The sequence below is a fragment of the Legionella lytica genome (genome assembly GCF_044626755.1).
GTDB lineage: Bacteria > Pseudomonadota > Gammaproteobacteria > Legionellales > Legionellaceae > Legionella > Legionella lytica_A.
The window spans coordinates 73822-91841 of the sequence record NZ_JBGORX010000008.1; the positions used below are offsets into that span (position 1 = coordinate 73822).

The window sequence follows — 18020 nt, forward strand, 5'->3', positions numbered from 1 at the left end:
AGCATGTCAGCGCCAGTTGGATTACCACAATTTAGCCACATTGATACAGAGCAATTTAAAACTCATCTTGAAGGAATGTTAAAGAACCATTTAGAGCAAGTGGATCTCCTCATCAAGAATAATCATTACTACACTTGGGATAACCTAATGTATCCCCTCGAGGATATGGATGATGAGTTGGAGCGTTTTTGGTCGCCATTCTCACATCTACATTCGGTAATGGATTCTCCTGTATTACGTGATTGTTACGATGAATGCCTGCCTTTGCTTTCCGCATACGAAGCAGCAATGGGACAGAATCATGATTTGTATATGGCAATTAAATCGATTGATACGCATCCATTAAATGTCACCCAGAAAAAGTTAATCGCAGACAGCCTACTTGATTTCGAATTGTCAGGAGTTGCTCTTGAGGCACAAGATAAAAAGCGTTTTGAAGAAATTCAAACGCGTTTGGATGAGCTCTCTAACCAATTTGAACATAATATTTTGGATGCTTCCCAAGCGTTCACCATCCATGTTACCGATCCTCAACGTGTCGCGGGTATCCCTGAGCATGCATTAAGTACCGCCAGAGAATTGGCAGCTGAAAAAGGCCTTGATGGCTACATCTTCACTTTAGAAGCTCCGAGTTATCAAGCCATTGTAACCCATGCTGAAGACCGTGCTTTACGTGAGGAAATATACCAGGCTTACGTAACCAGAGCGTCGGATCAAGGGCCTAATGCGGGTACTTTTGATAATACGGCTAACATGAATGAAATACTTGCGTTACGCCATGAGCAAGCGCAGCTGTTAGGATTTAATAACTATGCGGAATTATCATTAGCCACTAAAATGGCTGACTCTACAGGGCAAGTCATGGGCTTTATGAATGACTTGGTTAAGCGCGCGCATCCTCAAGCAGAAGGTGATCTTGCTGCCCTCAAAGATTTTGCTGCCAGCAAATGGGATTTGGGCCCTCTGCAACCTTGGGATATCAGTTATTTATCAGAAAAAAGAAGACAAGATTTATTCGCGTTGTCACAAGAAGATTTACGCCCTTATTTCCCTCAACCTAAAGTAATGCAAGGCTTATTTGATTTATTGAAAATCCTTTATGGGATGACGGTCCAGGAGATTAAAGGCGTTGATGTATGGCATAAAGACGTACAATGTTATTGTGTAGTTGATGACCACGGACAAGTACGGGGCTATGTGTATACCGATCTGTTTGCCAGACCCAATAAGCATAGTGGTGCGTGGATGGATTCCTTACAAAGCCGAAGAAAATTAGACGATGGCAGCATCCAATTACCTATCGCCACTCTAACCTGTAACTTCGCCAAAGCATCAGCAAATAAACCCGCCATGCTATCCCATGATGAAGTAGAAACCTTATTCCACGAGTTTGGCCACTGCTTGCATCATATGTTAACGCAAGTTGATTATCTGGGAGCATCAGGAATTAATGGCGTGGAGTGGGATGCGGTGGAGTTACCCAGTCAATTCTTTGAAAACTGGTGCTGGGAAAAAAGTGCCTTGGATAGCCTCACTGCCCATGTGGACACTCAAGAGCCTTTACCTGAAGTACTTTATGAGCGTTTATTGGCTGCCAAGAACTTCCAATCAGCAATGGCCACCTTACGGCAAATGGAATTTAGCTTATTTGATTTTCGTATCCACCAGGAATACCAGCCGAATAACGAATCCTTCGTCAGTGACGTCTTAGCGGATGTACGCAGCAATGCTTGCATTGTACCGGTTGTTCCTTACAGCCGCTTCCAGCATAGTTTCAGCCATATTTTTGGTGGGGGTTATGCCGCAGGTTATTACAGCTACATTTGGGCTGAAGTATTATCCAGTGACGCCTTCTCCCGTTTCGAAGAGGAGGGGGTACTTAATCCTAAAACAGGTCATGATTTCCTGCATGCTATTTTAGAGGTAGGTGGCTCCAAAAAAGCGGCAGAAGCATTCCAGGATTTTCGTGGACGCCCAGCAACGGTCGATGCCTTACTGCGACATAAAGGTATTCAGGGATAATTTGCATTCGCTGTACGTCATTGCGAACCCAGTGAAGCCCCCCTTTTTTACCGAATTCCCGTGGCTTGACCACGGGAACCACAGAGGCTTGCCCCATCCATAGCTCCCGTGGCAAAGCCAGGAATTCGCAGGAGATATTCCTATCTTTAGTTAAAAATTCCCACGAGACTCTCAGCGCGCGACAATTTTTTATTGCTATTTTAAAGATAATGCCAATCTTTTTATATTTTATGTTATAATTAAAGTGTACAAATTGGGGGCGACCTGGCTTCGACGTGGGTTGCAAAACCAGAGGTGCATGCCGAGAATGAGATCTCTCGTAAATCAGGCTCAAATAAATATAAATGCAAACGATGAAAACTTTGCTGGTGAAGCTATCGCTGCCTAATCCGTAGTTATAGATAAGCCACTGTGTACCGGCCTATAAACCCGGTATCCCGTTGACCGAGCTCGCTTATTGGTATCGAATCAACGGTCATAGAAGATAAGCTAGTGTCTTAATTTCTCCCGAATTAAGATTACGAAATTCAGGGAATCGCTGTGTAGAATCCTGCCCGTCGGAGAATGCACAGTTAAATTAAAAGACAAGGCTACGCATGTAGAGCTGAAGGCAGAGGATTTGCGGACGCGGGTTCGATTCCCGCCGCCTCCACCAATTACTGTTCAAGACATTCCCATAACATCCATAATTAATCATTATTCCTGCGTCGGCGTGGCTGACAGAGTAGATGCCTGTGCTAAACTATCTGCTCTCTCACTAATAAATGCGGTAAAACGCCCCTGTTTTTGCTCGAAAAAATTGAGTAGTAGGACTTGCAGTTCTGCTCCATTTGTTATCGCATGGATGGCTGTTTAAATGGTGCGCATCGGCCGTTTCCTGGGAAGGTGTACTATAGAAAGACGGAGTTTGCTCCTTCCGTAATTATTGCGCTAGCAAGCTTCACTGCGTATAAAAAATTAGTAATGACCGCTTCCAGTTCGCGTGATGGGCCTGATTTAATATAAACAGGTATGGTCGTATCACCAAATCGTTCCTTCAGGATCTTCCGATTATTTTCCTGAGTATCAATAAGAAAAACGTTCTCCGAGCTAACTTGATAAAAATTGAGCAATATGATGTAAAACATGGGCTTTTGAGGGCCTTCTGGATGAGTTGCACCTACTATATGTACTGGAGGAGATGTATTTTGTTCGTCTTCTTCCAAAGGGATTGGGGCTAGCGATGCAATGCGATTAAAGCGAGGATCTGCATTATTATATACCTCATGGTATATCTTTCCCTGAAAATGGCGCATGGCCGTATACTGGTCCTTAGGGCGCTTGAATTCATAGGGTTGTCCATTTTGTTTTCTACCACAAAAAAGATCTCCCATTTCCGCGAAGAGGAAGTCAACAGTGCTATCGGGTTCCTCTGCAACTTTAGCCGTGATCAGTACAGGAATTAAGATAATGTCTTGCCGTGCGCATTCTTTTTGTAGCGCCTCAATCACTTGACGCCATTGTTTACTTTCCCCAATGTAGCGGATTTCATCTTGAAGGGAGGGATCGATTAGGCATCGTCTATATCAAAGGCTAATAGGATTATTTTTTGGAACATAAGCATCCACTGTGATTAGTATAAGCTAATTGTAGTGTGGAAGCATGAAGTAACTCAAGCAATAAAAGCAGCAGTAAGATCGGCAATGGATTAATGTGTGTTTTTATTGTGCTATAATTGGCTCACTGCCAGTCATGCAATTTCCAAATGGAATAATACAGCAAGGAGGTATAGCCATTTATGCCACACAATAAATATCCTTCATTAATGGTTCTTTCAACAGACTCTAATGGAGCAGTTCAATGCACGGATGATGACGATAAGCCATTGGTATTGCTTGAGCATGAGAAACCGCTAGCCTGTATTTTTGTGCCGATCCTAATTGTCGAGCAGCAGCTGGCATATAAAAATTATGTTCTGTATGTTTTTGCAAATAATGATGATCTGTCAAATAAAATCAAAAAAATTAAGCAGCATGAACAGCATGCAATCCTGTTAATAGGCACGGACTCCCAACGCGAGATTTATTACATCGAAGATCATACCTTAGTTTCTGATGCCCCGGTGTCTCTTTTCTGTGAGGCGCATCTTGAGTTGATCGAGGAACTAGAGATCGGTCTTGATGGTAAAGTGGCTAGTCGGGAATTCTATTATCTGGATGCGGTAGTTAAATTATTGCGCAATGCGGGTAATCGTGGATATGAAGCGGAAATATCAGGTACACGAGTCGGCCTTAATGTATTTTCAAGAGATTTTTCTCCCTGTAATGCTATTGTTGCAAAAAGAAAAGTAGATAATCAATTTGTGCTGCATCACTCGACCAGTGCGAGTATGGATAAAACTAGACCGGGGGTAAGTCTTTTTCTGCAAGGGGTTGGGGAAGGATTTTCCTTTGTGGCCGTGATGCAAAACCCTAGAAATAAAAAAAATCATTTAAAAGCTCCAATTCTTGCCGCTCAATTGGCAATAGAACTTGATGATGAGGGTATCGACCGCATTAATATTCCCGAGGGGTATGGGGCCATCGCATGCATCAACGGCGATACCATAATCATCGCCCAACGACTGGAATTTTTTAAGGATGAATCAGATAAACGACAGTTCATTGAGCAATTGAAAACAAAAAGCGAAGACGTTGTTCGCTTTATTGAATTAGAGAAAGAATGCCTTTCTTTACCTGAAACGGCGAAAGTACTTCGGGGTCAACTCCGAGAAGAAGATAATCTTGGAATGAGGGAGGTATACAGCAACCTTTTAGGGCAACTAGGTTTATTCTCAGCGGTACAGGAAAATTTACCCCCGAGCGAAAAAAAGAGTAAGTGCACGATAATGTAAATCGCACTCATATGATAAAAGTATTACTGACTGAGGGGGGTTCTCCTCCGACATCTCACTGTTTAAGATAATGTTTCATGGCACATTTTTTGTGACACACCTATTACTTAGAGCTATTGTTACTCTCTCCTACGCTGTTTTCTTTTGACCTAAATATATCTTGTGTGGTAAAAGTTGGTCAAAATTCCAACTATTTATTAAGCAAATTGGCTGTTGGATTAGCGCTAATGCTGGCGCTTGCATTCCCTTTATATGGATATCATGCCGCTATAAATTGCTGGAATAATGATGCTGTTGAACGAGATGAGCTCATGCAGGAAAGTCTGCCATCTCCTGCACCATAGTTTGCCAAATTAAGCTCAGTCAGCGCCTATTTTACTCTGATTGGCCGATTCCATCAAAAATGGGATGCAAAATTGACAATGATATAAAAAATCCGTAGCATTTTTATTGAAAAGTTCATCCACTGTCTTATTCATATAAACGGACTTATAACTATTTGCATGGAGTTTTGCATGACATTAAATAAAATCACTGGCGCAATAATGGCGGTATTGTTTATAAGCAGTTACCAAGGATATGCTGGTACCATGGGGGCTACTGTGCTTACTCCAGGAAAAATATATGTGAGCGCTTTTGGTGGTGCTGGTGCTGCAGATAAAGTGAGTATTAAGCAGTTTGGAACCGTTTTTTTCCCCGAAGCAGTCGGCGGTCCCTTGGCAGTTGATGCGTTTGGTAGAGCTGATAGTGGAACTGTCGGGCTGGTTGGTGGACATGTAGGATATCAATGGTCTGCGATAAACTTATTCAATTCACGAATAGGAATCTCACCTGCGACTGAATTAGAAGGATATTACCTTGGCAAAGCTACGTTCACTGGTCATGCAGTAAATTACAATACGCTTCAACGTTTGGAGCGTGATTTTTTAGCAACCTATCCGGTGAACACTGGTGTATTCCTTATCAATGCTGTGGCAAACATTCATCTTGCAAACCAGGCTATTTTCTATCCTTATGTGGGAGCTGGTATTGGTGCTGGCGTTTTATCTATTGCAGACGCAGATTCTCTGCAAGTTTCCCCGCGTGAGCCTGGTATTAATCATTATAACTCCAATAGAAATAGTTCGAATACTACCTTTGCTGCTCAGGTAAAAGCGGGTTTAAGTGCCCAGCTAACTTCCCATATAGATATATTTGGTGAATATCGCTGGCTTTATCTTGCAAGCAGCCACTATACCTTCGGGTCAACGGTTTATCCCACCCACGCAGCGACAAGCAGCTGGTTAGTGAAATTCGGTTCGCAAAACTACAACTTAGGAGCGGTAGGTCTACGTTATAGTATTTAAATCAAATTTAAAGGAATAACCCTCTCCTGTGGGCGGGAGGGGTATTGATGGGTATGAGCGATGCAATAATTAAGGTGTCATACTTAAGTTGTTTAAGTTTTCTTCCAGCAAAAACTCTTCAGAAAATACCGCTGTTAAGGCTAAGTTCAAATCGAGCGTCGCCTCCATAAGCCCTTTCTTTAGTTGTGGGGCAAATATGAGGTGGGGAGTTGGCAATCCAGCCACTGTTTTCTCCAAATCGGAAACGGCTTTTGATTTCTCTTGAACGAGTTTAATACCATCAAGCCTTGCGATAAGCGAGCATTGTTCTTCTAGGGTGAAGTGTGAAGCAATTTTTTTGGTATTTTCCAAATGCAGCAGGTGCTCGCTTAATAAATCGACATAACGCTGGCGGCATGCCATGAGGCCGGACAGCAATATTTCATCGATTATAATGTGTTCTTCCCTTAGTTTATTTTCAATACTTTTCGCAGGAACAGTGATAAAAGCAAGCATTAGTGCTTCATCTTCCATCGTTACGATATGATTTTCAAGAACGCTATTGAAGAGTATATTATTGAGGTGGCCTATGAGCTGGATGGCTGCTTTTCTCTTTTCTTCGGTTACTAGCGGGTATTGTTTAATCGTATATTCAAATAACTCGAGCTGAATCGGTAATAATGCTTCTGTGACTAAAAGTCCCTTGGCCTTCATTGACTTGGTAAATGCAACTAATGCATCGTAATGAATGTCATTGTTTTTGAGTTTGGGAGAAACAACGGTGTCTAATAGATTTATCCAGGATAATTTATCTTACGATTGGGCATAGAGGGATTTTTTATAGTCGTTATATGCGGTTTGACTGGCTTCATCATTGAATCTCTCAGTGCTACTACTAATAAAAGGCATCCTGAACCTCAAAAATTCAAGTAAAAGAAGTGGGTGATTATCCCTTATTTTTACGTATCATGCGAGTGGAAAGAGCATACACTTATTGCTAAGATGATTTGTCTAATTGAACAAATCATGGATTGATAACGATGCCAAAATTAAAAAATAAAATAGTTTTAATTACGGGTAGTACAAAATCAATTGGTCTTGCTGTTGCTGAGTCTTTTTGTAAGAAAGGTGCTCAAGTCATTGTCACCGGCAGGTTATCATCGGCTGAAGGGGAGAAATTTGCTCAATCAATTGGAGCAAGTGATTATTTAAGCTTGGATGTTAGCTCCGAACAAAATTGGCAAAAAGTCGCTGAATATATTAAAAACAAATACCAACGGCTTGATGTATTAGTTAACAATGCCGGTATTGATTCTGCTCCTCAATCAGCGCAGCCTCAAGATATAGAAAATTGTTCTCTTGATGATTGGCGCACGGTGCATGCGGTTAATTTAGATGGAGCGTTTCTCGGTTGTAAAACGATGATGCCACTTTTGAAAAACAGCGCCAACGCGTCAATTATTAACATGGGGTCGCGCTCGGGTTTAGTTGGGATTCCCTCAAATGTGGCATATGCCTCAAGTAAGGCCGCTATTTTGAATCTTACTAGAACCGTAGCTATCCATTGTGCAAAGAAGGGATATCCGGTTCGCTGCAATGTTATTGTCCCTGCTGCTATTCTGACGGAAATGTGGGATGCGGAATTTGGTCTAGATGAGGGGCGTGAGCAACGTATAAAAGCATATGCGGATAGCATTCCGTTAAAACGGATGGGGCAAGCCAGTGAGGTTGCAAGCCTTGCGGTATTTTTAGCCTCCGATGATTCTTTGTTTATTACTGGCTCACAATATAATATTGATGGAGGTATTATGGCCGGTACGGGATCTTATGGAAACATAAAAAATACCGCTTCCCCTCGATTTTTTACTTTGCCCTTAAGTGAAAAAATAGACGAAAAAACACCTTTATCGCAACCTTCGACTGCACCACTATAGTTTATTTATGAAGCAGTTGATGAGTGCGAAAAAAAAGATGTGGGAAAAAAATAATTTCCTACAAGACATCAAAGTCAGTATCGGCTATTCTGCTAATTGCATTTTTATGAGTAAAAGGAATTTAATATGAGTAAAGTACTAGTATTGTATTATTCAAGCTATGGTCACGTTGAGACAATGGCTTATGCGGTGGCAGAAGGGGCCAAAGAAGTTCCTGGGGTTGAGGTGGTGGTTAAGCGCGTACCCGAAACCATGCCTGATGAAATTGCCAAAAAGGCAGGGGTAAAGTTTGATCAACAAGCCCCAATCGCAAGTCCTGCAGAGTTAGCTGATTATGATGCCATTATTTTTGGCACACCTACTCGTTTTGGTAATATGGCTGCACAAATGCGTAACTTTCTTGATCAAACGGGCAGCTTATGGGTGCAAGGGAAATTAATTGGTAAAATAGGAAGCGTTTTTGTGTCTACCGGTACCGGGGGCGGAAATGAAACTACGATTACCTCTTTTTGGAATACGCTTGCCCATCATGGGATGTTGATAACCGGGGTTCCTTATAGTGAATCAAGCTTGTTTGAGTTGAGTGAAATGCGTGGAAGCTCACCTTACGGTGCAGGCACCATTGCCGGCGCAGATGGCAGCCGTACTCCCTTAGAAATTGAAAAGAAAATTGCTCGTTCCCAAGGGCGCCATGTTGCTGAACTTAGCAAAAAAATAGCTTAAACGGGTTGGATGTCATCATTCCCGTGAGGGCAATGATGACATTCGCATATCTTTTTCCATGTCTGTTGAAATACCTGTTTTATTATTAAACTCAGCGCAGAGATAAATATTAATAAGCTGGGATTTTTAATTTGACAAAATAATAAAATAAAGCCATTTTAATATTTTAATCAAAGGAAGGATTAAATTTTATGATTGGATGCGACCGAGCGAATAGATGCCGACACCTAATTAAATTTTTGTGTGGTTCTTCGTTGTTATTTATTATTGGTACTCCTATTTATGCTGCGCCACCAGAGACGAAAAAGCCTAATTTTATTGTCATTATGACTGATGATGTGGGCTGGGGTGATTTAGGTTCATATGGTGGCGGCGCGATGCGTGGAGCTCCTACGCCTAATCTCGATCGCATGGCGGCAGAAGGGATGCGCTTTGTTAATTATTACGGCCAGGCAAGTTGTACTGCGGGGCGGGCTTCTTTCATTACGGGGCGTATACCCATTAGAACTGCTCTCTCTGGTGTGTTAGCCCCAGGAGATCCCAATGGGTTAACTAAAGAAACTCCTACTATTGCGCAGTTTTTAAAGCAAGCAAACTATACTACCGTGCAGTTTGGTAAATGGCACTTGGGCGACAAACCAGAAAATTTCCCCACGGCTAATGGCTTTGATGAAATGTATCATATGCTTCCGTATTATGCGGGGGTCTATGCTTATGATAATCTTGATTTACATCCTAATTTTCCCATCCATGATCCGCAATTTCAAAAAACTTGGGGCCAGTTGGCGGTACTCTCCGAATTTGAAGGGAAAGCAGGGCAAGCACCTAAAGTAGTTAGAGAAAAATTTGATTTTAATGATTTGGCTACCGGCGATGATACGATGCGTGCTGATGCCATTAAGTGGATTCAGTCGCATGCTCATGATGCCAATCCATTTTTTGTTTATTTAAACTTCCAAAAAGTTCACAACCCCAATAATCCTTCTCCACGTTGGAAAGGCAAATCTCCTGGGGGGGGCAATTACTTGGATTCGTTAATGGAGCTGGATGACAATAGTGGGCAAATCATTCAGGCTATTAGAGATTTGGGTATTGCAGAAAATACCTTGATTGTGTGGACTACCGATAATGGGGCTTGGATTGATGCATGGCCTGATGCCGGTTATACGCCATTTCGTGGTATGAAGGGCTCTACCTTTGAAGGGGGATTCCGAGTTCCTGCTATTGCTTGGTGGCCAGGACATATCAAACCAGGTCTGGTAAATATGGACATGTTTTCCCATATGGATTGGTGGCCAACCTTTGCCAAACTAGCCGGCCTTGAACCACCTACCCATGAGTGGAAAGATAACAATAATAAGCCGATTATTTTTGATGGAATTGATTTAAGTGATTCATTATTAAGTAAAGGTCCGGGCAAACGCGACAGCTTCATTTACTTTAATGGATTACAATTTGGTGGTATTCGGGTTAAAAATTTCAAAATGGTCTTTTCCGCCAAAGACACTTGGTTAGGCCCAGAAAAACCATTAAAGATTGGGGCTTTATATAACCTATGGTGGGATCCTGCGGAGCAATATGATGTGGTCTTTAACGGGGCTGCACCCACTGGCGGTAATCAAACCTCGCCTGGCCGTAACTCCGGCCAAGATAGTGGTTGGATTGGAGTCTATATTAATCCTGTCCTGATTAACTTTTTTGATGAGTTGAAAACGCATCCTAACGTTCCTTATAACCCTTGGGGTGAAGGGCTTGCGAAAATTATTCCTGATGAATTTAAGTAGTCTTTAAAGAACAAAGCTTGAGTTTGCTGCTCGGGCTTTGTTGTGTTTACTAAGGTCTTTATTTATGTCTTCCTTGATCCAAAAGAGTTTTTTCTTTCTGCTACTCCAAAGTGGCCTGTTATTTCCTGAAGTGCTGATGGCTCAATCTGAAGCATCTCCCTGTTCATGCAATAAAACGCCTGCTCGTTTTGCAGCGAATGCCAATAAAACACCGGCAATTACCGAAGCAAAGCATGCTCTACTAAAAGGGATGGTAAAAATTCCTGCAGGGACTTTTATGATGGGAGGTGACAATCATCAGGCCAGAAGGGATGAGTTACCTAAGCATCAGGTAAGTGTCAGTAGTTTTTGGCTCGATCAATATGAAGTTACTAATGCCCAATTTACGGAGTTTGTTAATAAAACGCATTATATTACCACTGCGGAAACCAAACCCGATTGGGAGCTTTTAAAAAAACAGCTTCCTCCTGATACACCTAAACCGGATGAGAGTGTGTTAGTACCTGCATCTTTAGTTTTTTCTCCGCCTAATCATCCTGTGCCGCTGGATAATTTTGCCCAATGGTGGACCTGGATGCCCGGAGCTGATTGGCGTCACCCGCATGGGCCAGACAGTAAAATAGAAGAATTAAAACAGCCTGTAGTTCATGTTTCTTGGGATGATGCACTTGCCTATTGTCGTTGGGTTGGTAAACGCTTACCACGTGAAGCAGAATGGGAATGGGCTGCGCGTGGAGGCTTAAAAAATAAAATTTATCCGTGGGGTAATGAACCCATCGATGAAGGTGAGGTTAAAGCAAATACCTGGCAAGGGGAGTTTCCTTATAAAAATACGCTACGTGATAAATATTATTATGCAGCGCCCGTTGGTTCTTTTGCTCCTAATGCTTATGGCTTGTATGACATGGCTGGAAATGTTTGGGAATGGGTCGCTGATTGGTATCATGTAAATTATTACCAAACAATCGTCTCCCAGAAAGTAGTTGATCCTCAGGGGCCGGAAAAGAGTTATGATCCTGATGAGCCCACGATGCCGAAACGCGTATTACGTGGAGGTTCTTATTTATGCAATGAGTCCTATTGTTCTGGATATCGGGTTGCTGCACGCATGAAATCCTCTCCGGATACGAGCATGGAGCATATAGGATTTCGTTGTGCAATCAGCATGAGCGAGCCTAAAAAATAGCCATCACCTCACAACGAGGTGTTTAACTTTATAAATAAAATGGATTTTGGTATGAGAAATAAAAAATACGCCCTGTTCCTTTATTTTATGCTCTTGGGCTTATATGGCCCAAGCTTATATGCTGATGAGGGGGGAATTAGTTTTTGGGTTCCTGGGTATTTTGGAACTTTGGCAGCGGCGCCATTACAGCCTGGACTTTCCCTGGCATCAGTGTATTACCATTCTTCGGTGAGTGCAGGCTCTGAAGTTGCGTTTGCCCGTCAGGTCACTTTAGGCAATATTCGTCAGCGATTTACCGGAAAGTTGAATGTTGATCTCAATGCGGAGGTGGATTTATATTTTGCTATTCCCAGCTATACCTTTAAAAAGAAAATATTAAACGGGCAGGCAATGATCGCCATGGCGGTCCCTTATGGCCGCAGTCAAGCCACCGTCAATGGTACTTTTCTGGGAAATCTGGGGTTTGGCTCCGGTTTTGTTTTGGGAAAGTCGCGCACTGATTCGGTAACTTCAGTTGGCGATTTAGCGCCTTTAGCTAGTTTGCGCTGGAATCATCAGGTTCATAATTTCATGATTTACATTGCCGAGAGTGTGCCAGTTGGGGCTTATGATGCCAAAAGACTGGCGAATTTGGGCTCGAATCATCCCAGTCTTGATGGCGGTATGGGCTATACCTATTTTAACCCTGAATCCGGGTATGAGTTTTCTTCGGTAGCAGGCTGGACTTATAATTTTGAAAATAAGCGTACCCATTATCAAAATGGTGTTGATATGCACTGGGATTTTAGTGCCTCTAAATTTTTTGCTAAAAAAACGCAAGTAGGCGCAGTGGGGTATATCTACCAACAATTGTCTTGTGATCGGGGGAATCGTAATTTTGTGGGGTGTTTTAAATCGCGCGTATTTAGTGCCGGCCCCCAAATTGGGTATTTAAAAGTATTTAAACAGGTACAGGTTTTGCTTAATATCAAAGGTTATAAAGAGTTTGATGCACAGGCCAGAGCCTCAGGATGGAATAGTTGGCTTACTCTTTCTATCTCCCCCTTTAACACGACAGGTTAAGACTTATAGGAGAAGTTATTCTAATGGAAAATAATAATTCGCTACACCCATGGACCGCTCGATTTGTTGTGGGAATCATCATACTTCTGCTCACATTTATCGGATTGATTCTGACCAATATGAAAGCATCAGGTGCCTGGCAGTTTTGGCAAGTCGCCACCGTTATTATTGCGCTACTGGCCTTGGGATTGAGTTTTTATCTTAAGCGTATGAATGCTATTTCAACACCCGCTCTGCTGTGGCATGAAATTTTGCATTGGTTGGGACTAATTGGTTCGGTTTATATCATGTCAATTTATGTTGACATAGGAATTATCAGCCCATTTCTCGGAACCTTAGGAGTAATGACCCTCATTGCGCAAGCGGTTTTTTTGGCAGGTATTTATATTGAATCAACTTTTCTGTTTATAGGAATTGTACTGGGTTTATTTGCTATCTGTATTGCCTGGATGGAAACCCATATCTTTCTTTTAATTGTGCCAATTTTAATTATTGCCATTGTCGCCTTGGGTCTTTTTATGCGCCGTAAGCATTTATCTGCTGTAGCAGCAGCACCCAAAGAATAAGGCAAAGTAAAGATAGTCCTGGTAGCACGCAACTGACTCTACTCCTTCGTCTCCGGATCTCCGGGTTGATGTGTCTAAGCGGCAATAGCAAGCAACCAGGGGGCCACGATGCCGCATAAAGACATCATTAAGCAAGGACCCCAAGCTCAAACCAAGCAATAGGTTCTTGCTCTTCAGTATAAATATGAGTAAACCAAGAGGGCATCGATGCCGTAGATGGCGAATTGTTTTCCAAGCTTTCTTGCTTTGGTAAATAACTATAAAACAATTTCTCTAGCGCCTGATTATCATCAATTAACAGGGCAACCTGATTCACTACATAATAAGTTTCGCGCGGTTTAATCTTGCTACCTTTTTGAGCTAGCCAGCGTAAAGAGGCTAAACCAATAAACAGAGACCAGGCACAGAATAAACGGTAGGGGCGTCCGACAATGATGGGAATACTTTTGAGGTAGGCAAGCGCATGCTGGGCATTGATGCCCATACTCTCTTGTAAATTGGTCCCCGGCGCAACAAAATAACGCCCGCAGGCCTCATCTTCTATTTTATCTTTTAAGATATTAACTTTTTGTAAAAACAGGCCAAAATGAAATGATTGATTCAATAGCTTGGTCGTCCATTGAAAATCAGCAATGGCGTAAGTAAAAATTTGTGACAGTAATTTGCCAACGATTCCTGCAACAAAAAAGCAATACTGGTTAGTGGTCACGAGCGATGGAAAGAGAATTTTGTCTTCAACCCTATAATGATGCAGAAAGTGTTGCATTCCCTCCATCATTTGCACCATCGTATGGATCAATGCGCTGCTTACGGGCGCGGGTAATTTATCTTTATCCGCCAATAAGAGGGGAAGATCGCAAAGGAGTTGCTTCTCTTCCGCTGGTAATTGCGCTGGAAAACTAGCAAGCCATTTAATGAATTGTTCATTAGATGGCTTTTCTGTTAGAAATGATTTGAATACCGCAAACGATTTATTTTGTTCTTGCCTATCCTCCCAGTTTGCATCCTCGATGCTGTCGACGACACGCAAAAACAAATAACACAATGCCACCCATTCTTTAGTCGGAGAAGTTAATTGGCTAATACAAAAGCTGAAACTTCTGCTTACACGTTCTAAGTGCTGATGATAAAAAGAAAACGGTTGCATAAGGTCTTAACCAACTTGTCCTTCACTTTGCGGTAGGTTCTTTCTTATCCTGCGATAACTCTCCTCAATCCTTTTTGCCAATTCATCATAGGAAATATCGTTTTTCCATACATGCATGAGCGAAAATAAATAAAGGAATCCAAACTCCAAATCATTTTCCAAGAGTGTATTACTGTACTTGATAAACTTATCTAAGTTGGCAAATGGCCGGGATAAAGGCTTGGGTTTAGCCTGTTCCATATCAGCAAACATCAGATCAAAGGCATCTTGCATGTAATGGGGCAGAGGGATATTGCCATCAAACACGCGATGGTCAACGCTTAAACCAACAGGCAATATGTCTTGTGCTTCAAATTGCTGCGTTGCTTTATTCCAAACCTGTTTCTTTTCAATTTCGGTTAAGGTTAATTTAAAGGTTTCACTGGGAAACAAGGGCGAAATAGCTGCTTGATAACCCCAATGACCAATGTTACTTAATGAAATAGCGGGTCTTGCAAATAAGAAATCACGATAAGTGCGTTCATGGCGAGGAGTCAGCAAACGGTTTACTACCTCATTTAAAAAGGGATGTTCTTTTTGTAGGGCTTGGGTTTTTTTATAGCAATAGGTCATGATGGTCATGTCATGCTGAATATGCTGTGCTAATTCCGCCATCGTCATTTCATGACAATTGGTAAACTCAATCGCGCCTAATTGCTCACTGCCGGGAATCTTTACTGCAAGCGCTACATGGCTGTCGTGTGAGTTATACAGTTTATGGTTGAAAATATAATTTCTTGCCTGCGGGTTATCATAACAGGCCTTGCTTAATGCTTGTAACATCAGGCAAGTGATGGTTTCTGGTTTAAATTTTTTTTCGAAGAAACAAACCGGGCTCACATTAATGCTAAAAATGGCTGACTCAGTTGGTAGTTCGGGATCATTCCATAAGGCTGACAATAACTTACGCACATTGGTCAATTCCACCGGCGTGTCTTTTTCATAATCATGGGATAAGTTTTGCAACAATAAGGGCATACTCTCCATAAACAATTGCCAATGGGTAGAGGGGGTGATGCCTATCTGCTTCAGCATGGTGTGTTGTTTTTGATTAATATTATTCATCAACTTCAATGAACCCTCCTTGCCTAAAAGAATACCAAGGGTGGTAACATACTGTTCATGTGCGAATACGGTATTAATTAATTCATTTTCAAAAATAGCTAATTTTTTCTTTAAATAGTCTTTATTAGGCAAGCCAATCTGGCGGTATAAATCATATTCATCCATATGCCTGCTTTCATCGGCCAGCACTGCCTCAAAAACGCTAACAGCAATATTTTTCTCAGTCATCGCAACGCATAACTCTTCGACCCAACCTTCTCCAACTAGATTGACTAAAGTTAAAGAGGTTGCTAAATCCTCTTCGCTGTCCATGGAGGATATAAAATGATTGATGCTCTTTTGATGTCCTAGGGGTAATGCATAAGGTGCCGATAGCTGGAAGGCCAGGCGGGTAAACATCGTCGCATGAAAAATCTCATCTGTAATTTGCTGGCGCATTTGTTGATACAACTCAGTGCCTTGAAGTTTGTCAAGGGATCTGATTAGGCCTCTTAAACCAATGGTTTCTAATTGGGCAAATAATGAGAATAAATGAATGTAGATAAGTTTATCATGCTCTAGTTGAAATGGTATTTCATTATAAAATATCTTATCAATGCGATTTTGGATGGTTTCTTTTTCCTCTGCGGTGAGGATAGACCATGCCTTGTTTAAGGCTCTTTCTGCACTCCAAGTTGGTTTGATCAAATCATTTAATTGAGTCATAAATTAATACCAGTCCCTTAGTTAGGAAATATGCGTTTACACTCTACCATAGTTGGCGAATTGTAAAAATATATCAAGAAGATAAAAGATATAGAGCTCGTTTAGAAAATGCTGTTTCTGCCTAAACATGGTAGCCTGTTTCGCGCCCTGTACTCTGGAAGCGATGCCTTTCAGGTAACAACATCATTGCACGCTTATACTTTTTTACTTTAAGATGAATCTCTGTGGATTCTGGGAATTGAGATGATGCTCCGCTTCGGTTACTGACCCTTACTTAACTTCGTCGCAATAAGTCTAAGCTTCTTGCTGCTTGGTATATTGCCAAAACAAAGAGTTATTATGACAACATTAGAATGGTTAACGAAACTCATTGCTTTTGATACAACGTCACGTAATTCAAATATACCACTCATTGATTATGTAGCGAATGCCTTTAATGAGCTGCATCTTGAGCCGATTTTGATTCATGATGCTAAAGAGCCCAAAGCTAATTTATTGGCGACTTTACCGGGAAAAAATGGCTGCCGCGAGGGGGGCATTGTCTTGTCCGGCCACACAGATGTAGTTCCGGTGGATGGGCAGGATTGGGCAACGGATCCCTTTAAAGCAACTGTCATTGGCGATAAAGTCTATGGGCGTGGTGCTTGCGACATGAAAGGCTTTATTGCGGTTGTTATGGCGCTTATTCCTAAATTGAAAGCGCAAAACTTTCTTTTCCCTATTCATTTTGCCTTTTCTTATGATGAGGAAGTGGGTTGCCTGGGGGCACCGCATTTAATTGACAAAATGCGGGCACTGAATTATCAACCTAAAGCCTGTATTGTGGGTGAGCCAACGCTCATGTTGCCAGTTATAGGTCATAAGGGAATACGCGTTTATCGGTGCCAAGTTCATGGTGTTGCCGCTCATTCATCATTGACTGCTCAAGGATGTAATGCCATTGAGCATGCGGCAAGCCTCATTAGCTATCTTCGTTCCATCGCTCAGCGTTTCAAAAGTACAGGGGCTAAAGATCATGCCTATGATGTGCCTTATACGACCGTAACTACTAATTTGGTTAAAGGTGGAAATGCTTATAATACTATTCCCGGTTTATGTGAGTTTGTTTTTGAGTTTAGGAACTTGGCACAAGACAATCCGGACGTACTCCATAATACTATTTTGGCATACGTTGCAGAGCAGTTAGAACCCGCTATGCGTGAAGAGCAATCGCAGGCTAAGGTTGTGGTGGATACTATTGCGAATGCTCCTGGTTTAGATACTTCGCCTACGGAAGCACTGGTACGCGCTGCTCAAGCCGTCAGTAATCGCTCTGAAATATTAAAGGTTGCTTATGCCACTGAAGCGGGATTATTTCAACAAGCGCAGATACCAACGATTGTCTGTGGTCCTGGAAGTATTGAACAAGCACATCGTGCCGATGAATTTGTGGCCTTAGCACAATTAGAGCAGTGTGAGCGCTTTATCCTGGATATGCTGCACGCATCATTTTTAGGAAACTAGAAAGTTCAAGATGCCACGTCTTTCCGTGTCATACGTTACTCTAGTTAAATTTTGCAGTGGGGAGCAGCAGGGCTATAAAATAGCCCC

At 42.0% G+C, this 18020-nt stretch carries 14 protein-coding genes and 1 other RNA gene; 11 read left to right on the plus strand and 4 right to left on the minus strand.

The window, feature by feature from the left end; genetic code table 11:
• The first annotated feature begins 3 nt into the window (after window positions 1–3).
• Window positions 4–2022, plus strand: coding sequence for a M3 family metallopeptidase (locus ACD661_RS14120; RefSeq protein WP_400188510.1), 2019 nt, complete (start codon window positions 4–6; stop codon window positions 2020–2022).
• Between the two features lie 255 nt (window positions 2023–2277).
• Window positions 2278–2677: a transfer-messenger RNA gene (gene ssrA, locus ACD661_RS14125) on the plus strand.
• 235 nt (window positions 2678–2912) lie between these two features.
• Here the strand turns inward: ssrA and ACD661_RS14130 are convergent.
• Window positions 2913–3512 (minus strand): hypothetical protein, encoded by a 600-nt coding sequence (locus tag ACD661_RS14130; RefSeq protein WP_400188511.1) that lies wholly within the window; start codon window positions 3510–3512, stop codon window positions 2913–2915.
• 287 nt (window positions 3513–3799) lie between these two features.
• On the opposite strand from ACD661_RS14130, the gene ACD661_RS14135 reads away from it, so the two are divergent.
• Window positions 3800–4894: a hypothetical protein gene (locus ACD661_RS14135; RefSeq protein ID WP_400188512.1), complete on the plus strand. Its 1095-nt coding sequence runs from the start codon at window positions 3800–3802 to the stop codon at window positions 4892–4894.
• 515 nt (window positions 4895–5409) lie between these two features.
• On the plus strand, window positions 5410–6240 hold the full coding sequence (locus ACD661_RS14140; protein WP_400188513.1) for an outer membrane protein: 831 nt from the start codon (window positions 5410–5412) through the stop codon (window positions 6238–6240).
• 69 nt (window positions 6241–6309) lie between these two features.
• Here the strand turns inward: ACD661_RS14140 and ACD661_RS14145 are convergent, their stop codons facing one another.
• On the minus strand, window positions 6310–6933 hold the full coding sequence (locus tag ACD661_RS14145) for a hypothetical protein (protein WP_400188514.1): 624 nt from the start codon (window positions 6931–6933) through the stop codon (window positions 6310–6312).
• 326 nt (window positions 6934–7259) lie between these two features.
• Between ACD661_RS14145 and ACD661_RS14150 the strand changes: the two genes are divergently transcribed.
• From ACD661_RS14150 to ACD661_RS14175, 6 genes are all read left to right on the plus strand, one after another.
• Window positions 7260–8153, plus strand: coding sequence for an SDR family NAD(P)-dependent oxidoreductase (locus tag ACD661_RS14150; protein ID WP_400188515.1), 894 nt, complete (start codon window positions 7260–7262; stop codon window positions 8151–8153).
• Window positions 8154–8279: 126 nt separating this feature from the next.
• Window positions 8280–8876: an NAD(P)H:quinone oxidoreductase gene (gene wrbA / locus ACD661_RS14155; RefSeq protein ID WP_400188516.1), complete on the plus strand. Its 597-nt coding sequence runs from the start codon at window positions 8280–8282 to the stop codon at window positions 8874–8876.
• 191 nt (window positions 8877–9067) lie between these two features.
• Window positions 9068–10660, plus strand: coding sequence for an arylsulfatase (locus ACD661_RS14160; RefSeq protein ID WP_400188517.1), 1593 nt, complete (start codon window positions 9068–9070; stop codon window positions 10658–10660).
• 64 nt (window positions 10661–10724) lie between these two features.
• Window positions 10725–11846 (plus strand): formylglycine-generating enzyme family protein, encoded by a 1122-nt coding sequence (locus tag ACD661_RS14165; RefSeq protein ID WP_400188518.1) that lies wholly within the window; start codon window positions 10725–10727, stop codon window positions 11844–11846.
• 51 nt (window positions 11847–11897) lie between these two features.
• Window positions 11898–12908 (plus strand): SphA family protein, encoded by a 1011-nt coding sequence (locus ACD661_RS14170; RefSeq protein ID WP_400188519.1) that lies wholly within the window; start codon window positions 11898–11900, stop codon window positions 12906–12908.
• Between the two features lie 23 nt (window positions 12909–12931).
• A complete protein-coding gene (locus tag ACD661_RS14175; protein ID WP_400188520.1) occupies window positions 12932–13474 on the plus strand; it encodes a hypothetical protein in 543 nt (180 codons plus the stop codon).
• A gap of 127 nt (window positions 13475–13601) precedes the next feature.
• Here the strand turns inward: ACD661_RS14175 and ACD661_RS14180 are convergent, their stop codons facing one another.
• Together ACD661_RS14180 and ACD661_RS14185 are read right to left on the minus strand one after the other, a co-directional pair.
• Window positions 13602–14621, minus strand: coding sequence for a squalene/phytoene synthase family protein (locus ACD661_RS14180; RefSeq protein WP_400188521.1), 1020 nt, complete (start codon window positions 14619–14621; stop codon window positions 13602–13604).
• A gap of 6 nt (window positions 14622–14627) precedes the next feature.
• Entirely contained in the window at window positions 14628–16430 is a 1803-nt protein-coding gene (locus tag ACD661_RS14185; RefSeq protein WP_400188522.1) for a 2-oxo acid dehydrogenase subunit E2, read from the minus strand.
• 339 nt (window positions 16431–16769) lie between these two features.
• Here ACD661_RS14185 and argE point away from each other — a divergent pair, with 339 nt between their 5' ends.
• Window positions 16770–17933 (plus strand): acetylornithine deacetylase, encoded by a 1164-nt coding sequence (gene argE, locus ACD661_RS14190; RefSeq protein WP_400188523.1) that lies wholly within the window; start codon window positions 16770–16772, stop codon window positions 17931–17933.
• Window positions 17934–18020: the final 87 nt, after the last annotated feature.

What these genes read in the sequence shown, in the direction of transcription:
- ACD661_RS14160 (WP_400188517.1), top strand. Translation starts at nt 9,068, where the DNA reads ATGATTGGATGCGACCGAGCGAATAGATGCCGACACCTAATTAAATTT.
- argE (WP_400188523.1), top strand. Translation starts at nt 16,770, where the DNA reads ATGACAACATTAGAATGGTTAACGAAACTCATTGCTTTTGATACAACG.
- ACD661_RS14150 (WP_400188515.1), top strand. Translation starts at nt 7,260, where the DNA reads ATGCCAAAATTAAAAAATAAAATAGTTTTAATTACGGGTAGTACAAAA.
- ACD661_RS14135 (WP_400188512.1), top strand. Translation starts at nt 3,800, where the DNA reads ATGCCACACAATAAATATCCTTCATTAATGGTTCTTTCAACAGACTCT.
- ACD661_RS14145 (WP_400188514.1), bottom strand. Translation starts at nt 6,933, where the DNA reads ATGAAGGCCAAGGGACTTTTAGTCACAGAAGCATTATTACCGATTCAG.
- ACD661_RS14140 (WP_400188513.1), top strand. Translation starts at nt 5,410, where the DNA reads ATGACATTAAATAAAATCACTGGCGCAATAATGGCGGTATTGTTTATA.
- ACD661_RS14175 (WP_400188520.1), top strand. Translation starts at nt 12,932, where the DNA reads ATGGAAAATAATAATTCGCTACACCCATGGACCGCTCGATTTGTTGTG.
- ACD661_RS14120 (WP_400188510.1), top strand. Translation starts at nt 4, where the DNA reads ATGTCAGCGCCAGTTGGATTACCACAATTTAGCCACATTGATACAGAG.
- ACD661_RS14180 (WP_400188521.1), bottom strand. Translation starts at nt 14,621, where the DNA reads ATGCAACCGTTTTCTTTTTATCATCAGCACTTAGAACGTGTAAGCAGA.
- wrbA (WP_400188516.1), top strand. Translation starts at nt 8,280, where the DNA reads ATGAGTAAAGTACTAGTATTGTATTATTCAAGCTATGGTCACGTTGAG.
- ACD661_RS14165 (WP_400188518.1), top strand. Translation starts at nt 10,725, where the DNA reads ATGTCTTCCTTGATCCAAAAGAGTTTTTTCTTTCTGCTACTCCAAAGT.
- ACD661_RS14185 (WP_400188522.1), bottom strand. Translation starts at nt 16,430, where the DNA reads ATGACTCAATTAAATGATTTGATCAAACCAACTTGGAGTGCAGAAAGA.
- ACD661_RS14170 (WP_400188519.1), top strand. Translation starts at nt 11,898, where the DNA reads ATGAGAAATAAAAAATACGCCCTGTTCCTTTATTTTATGCTCTTGGGC.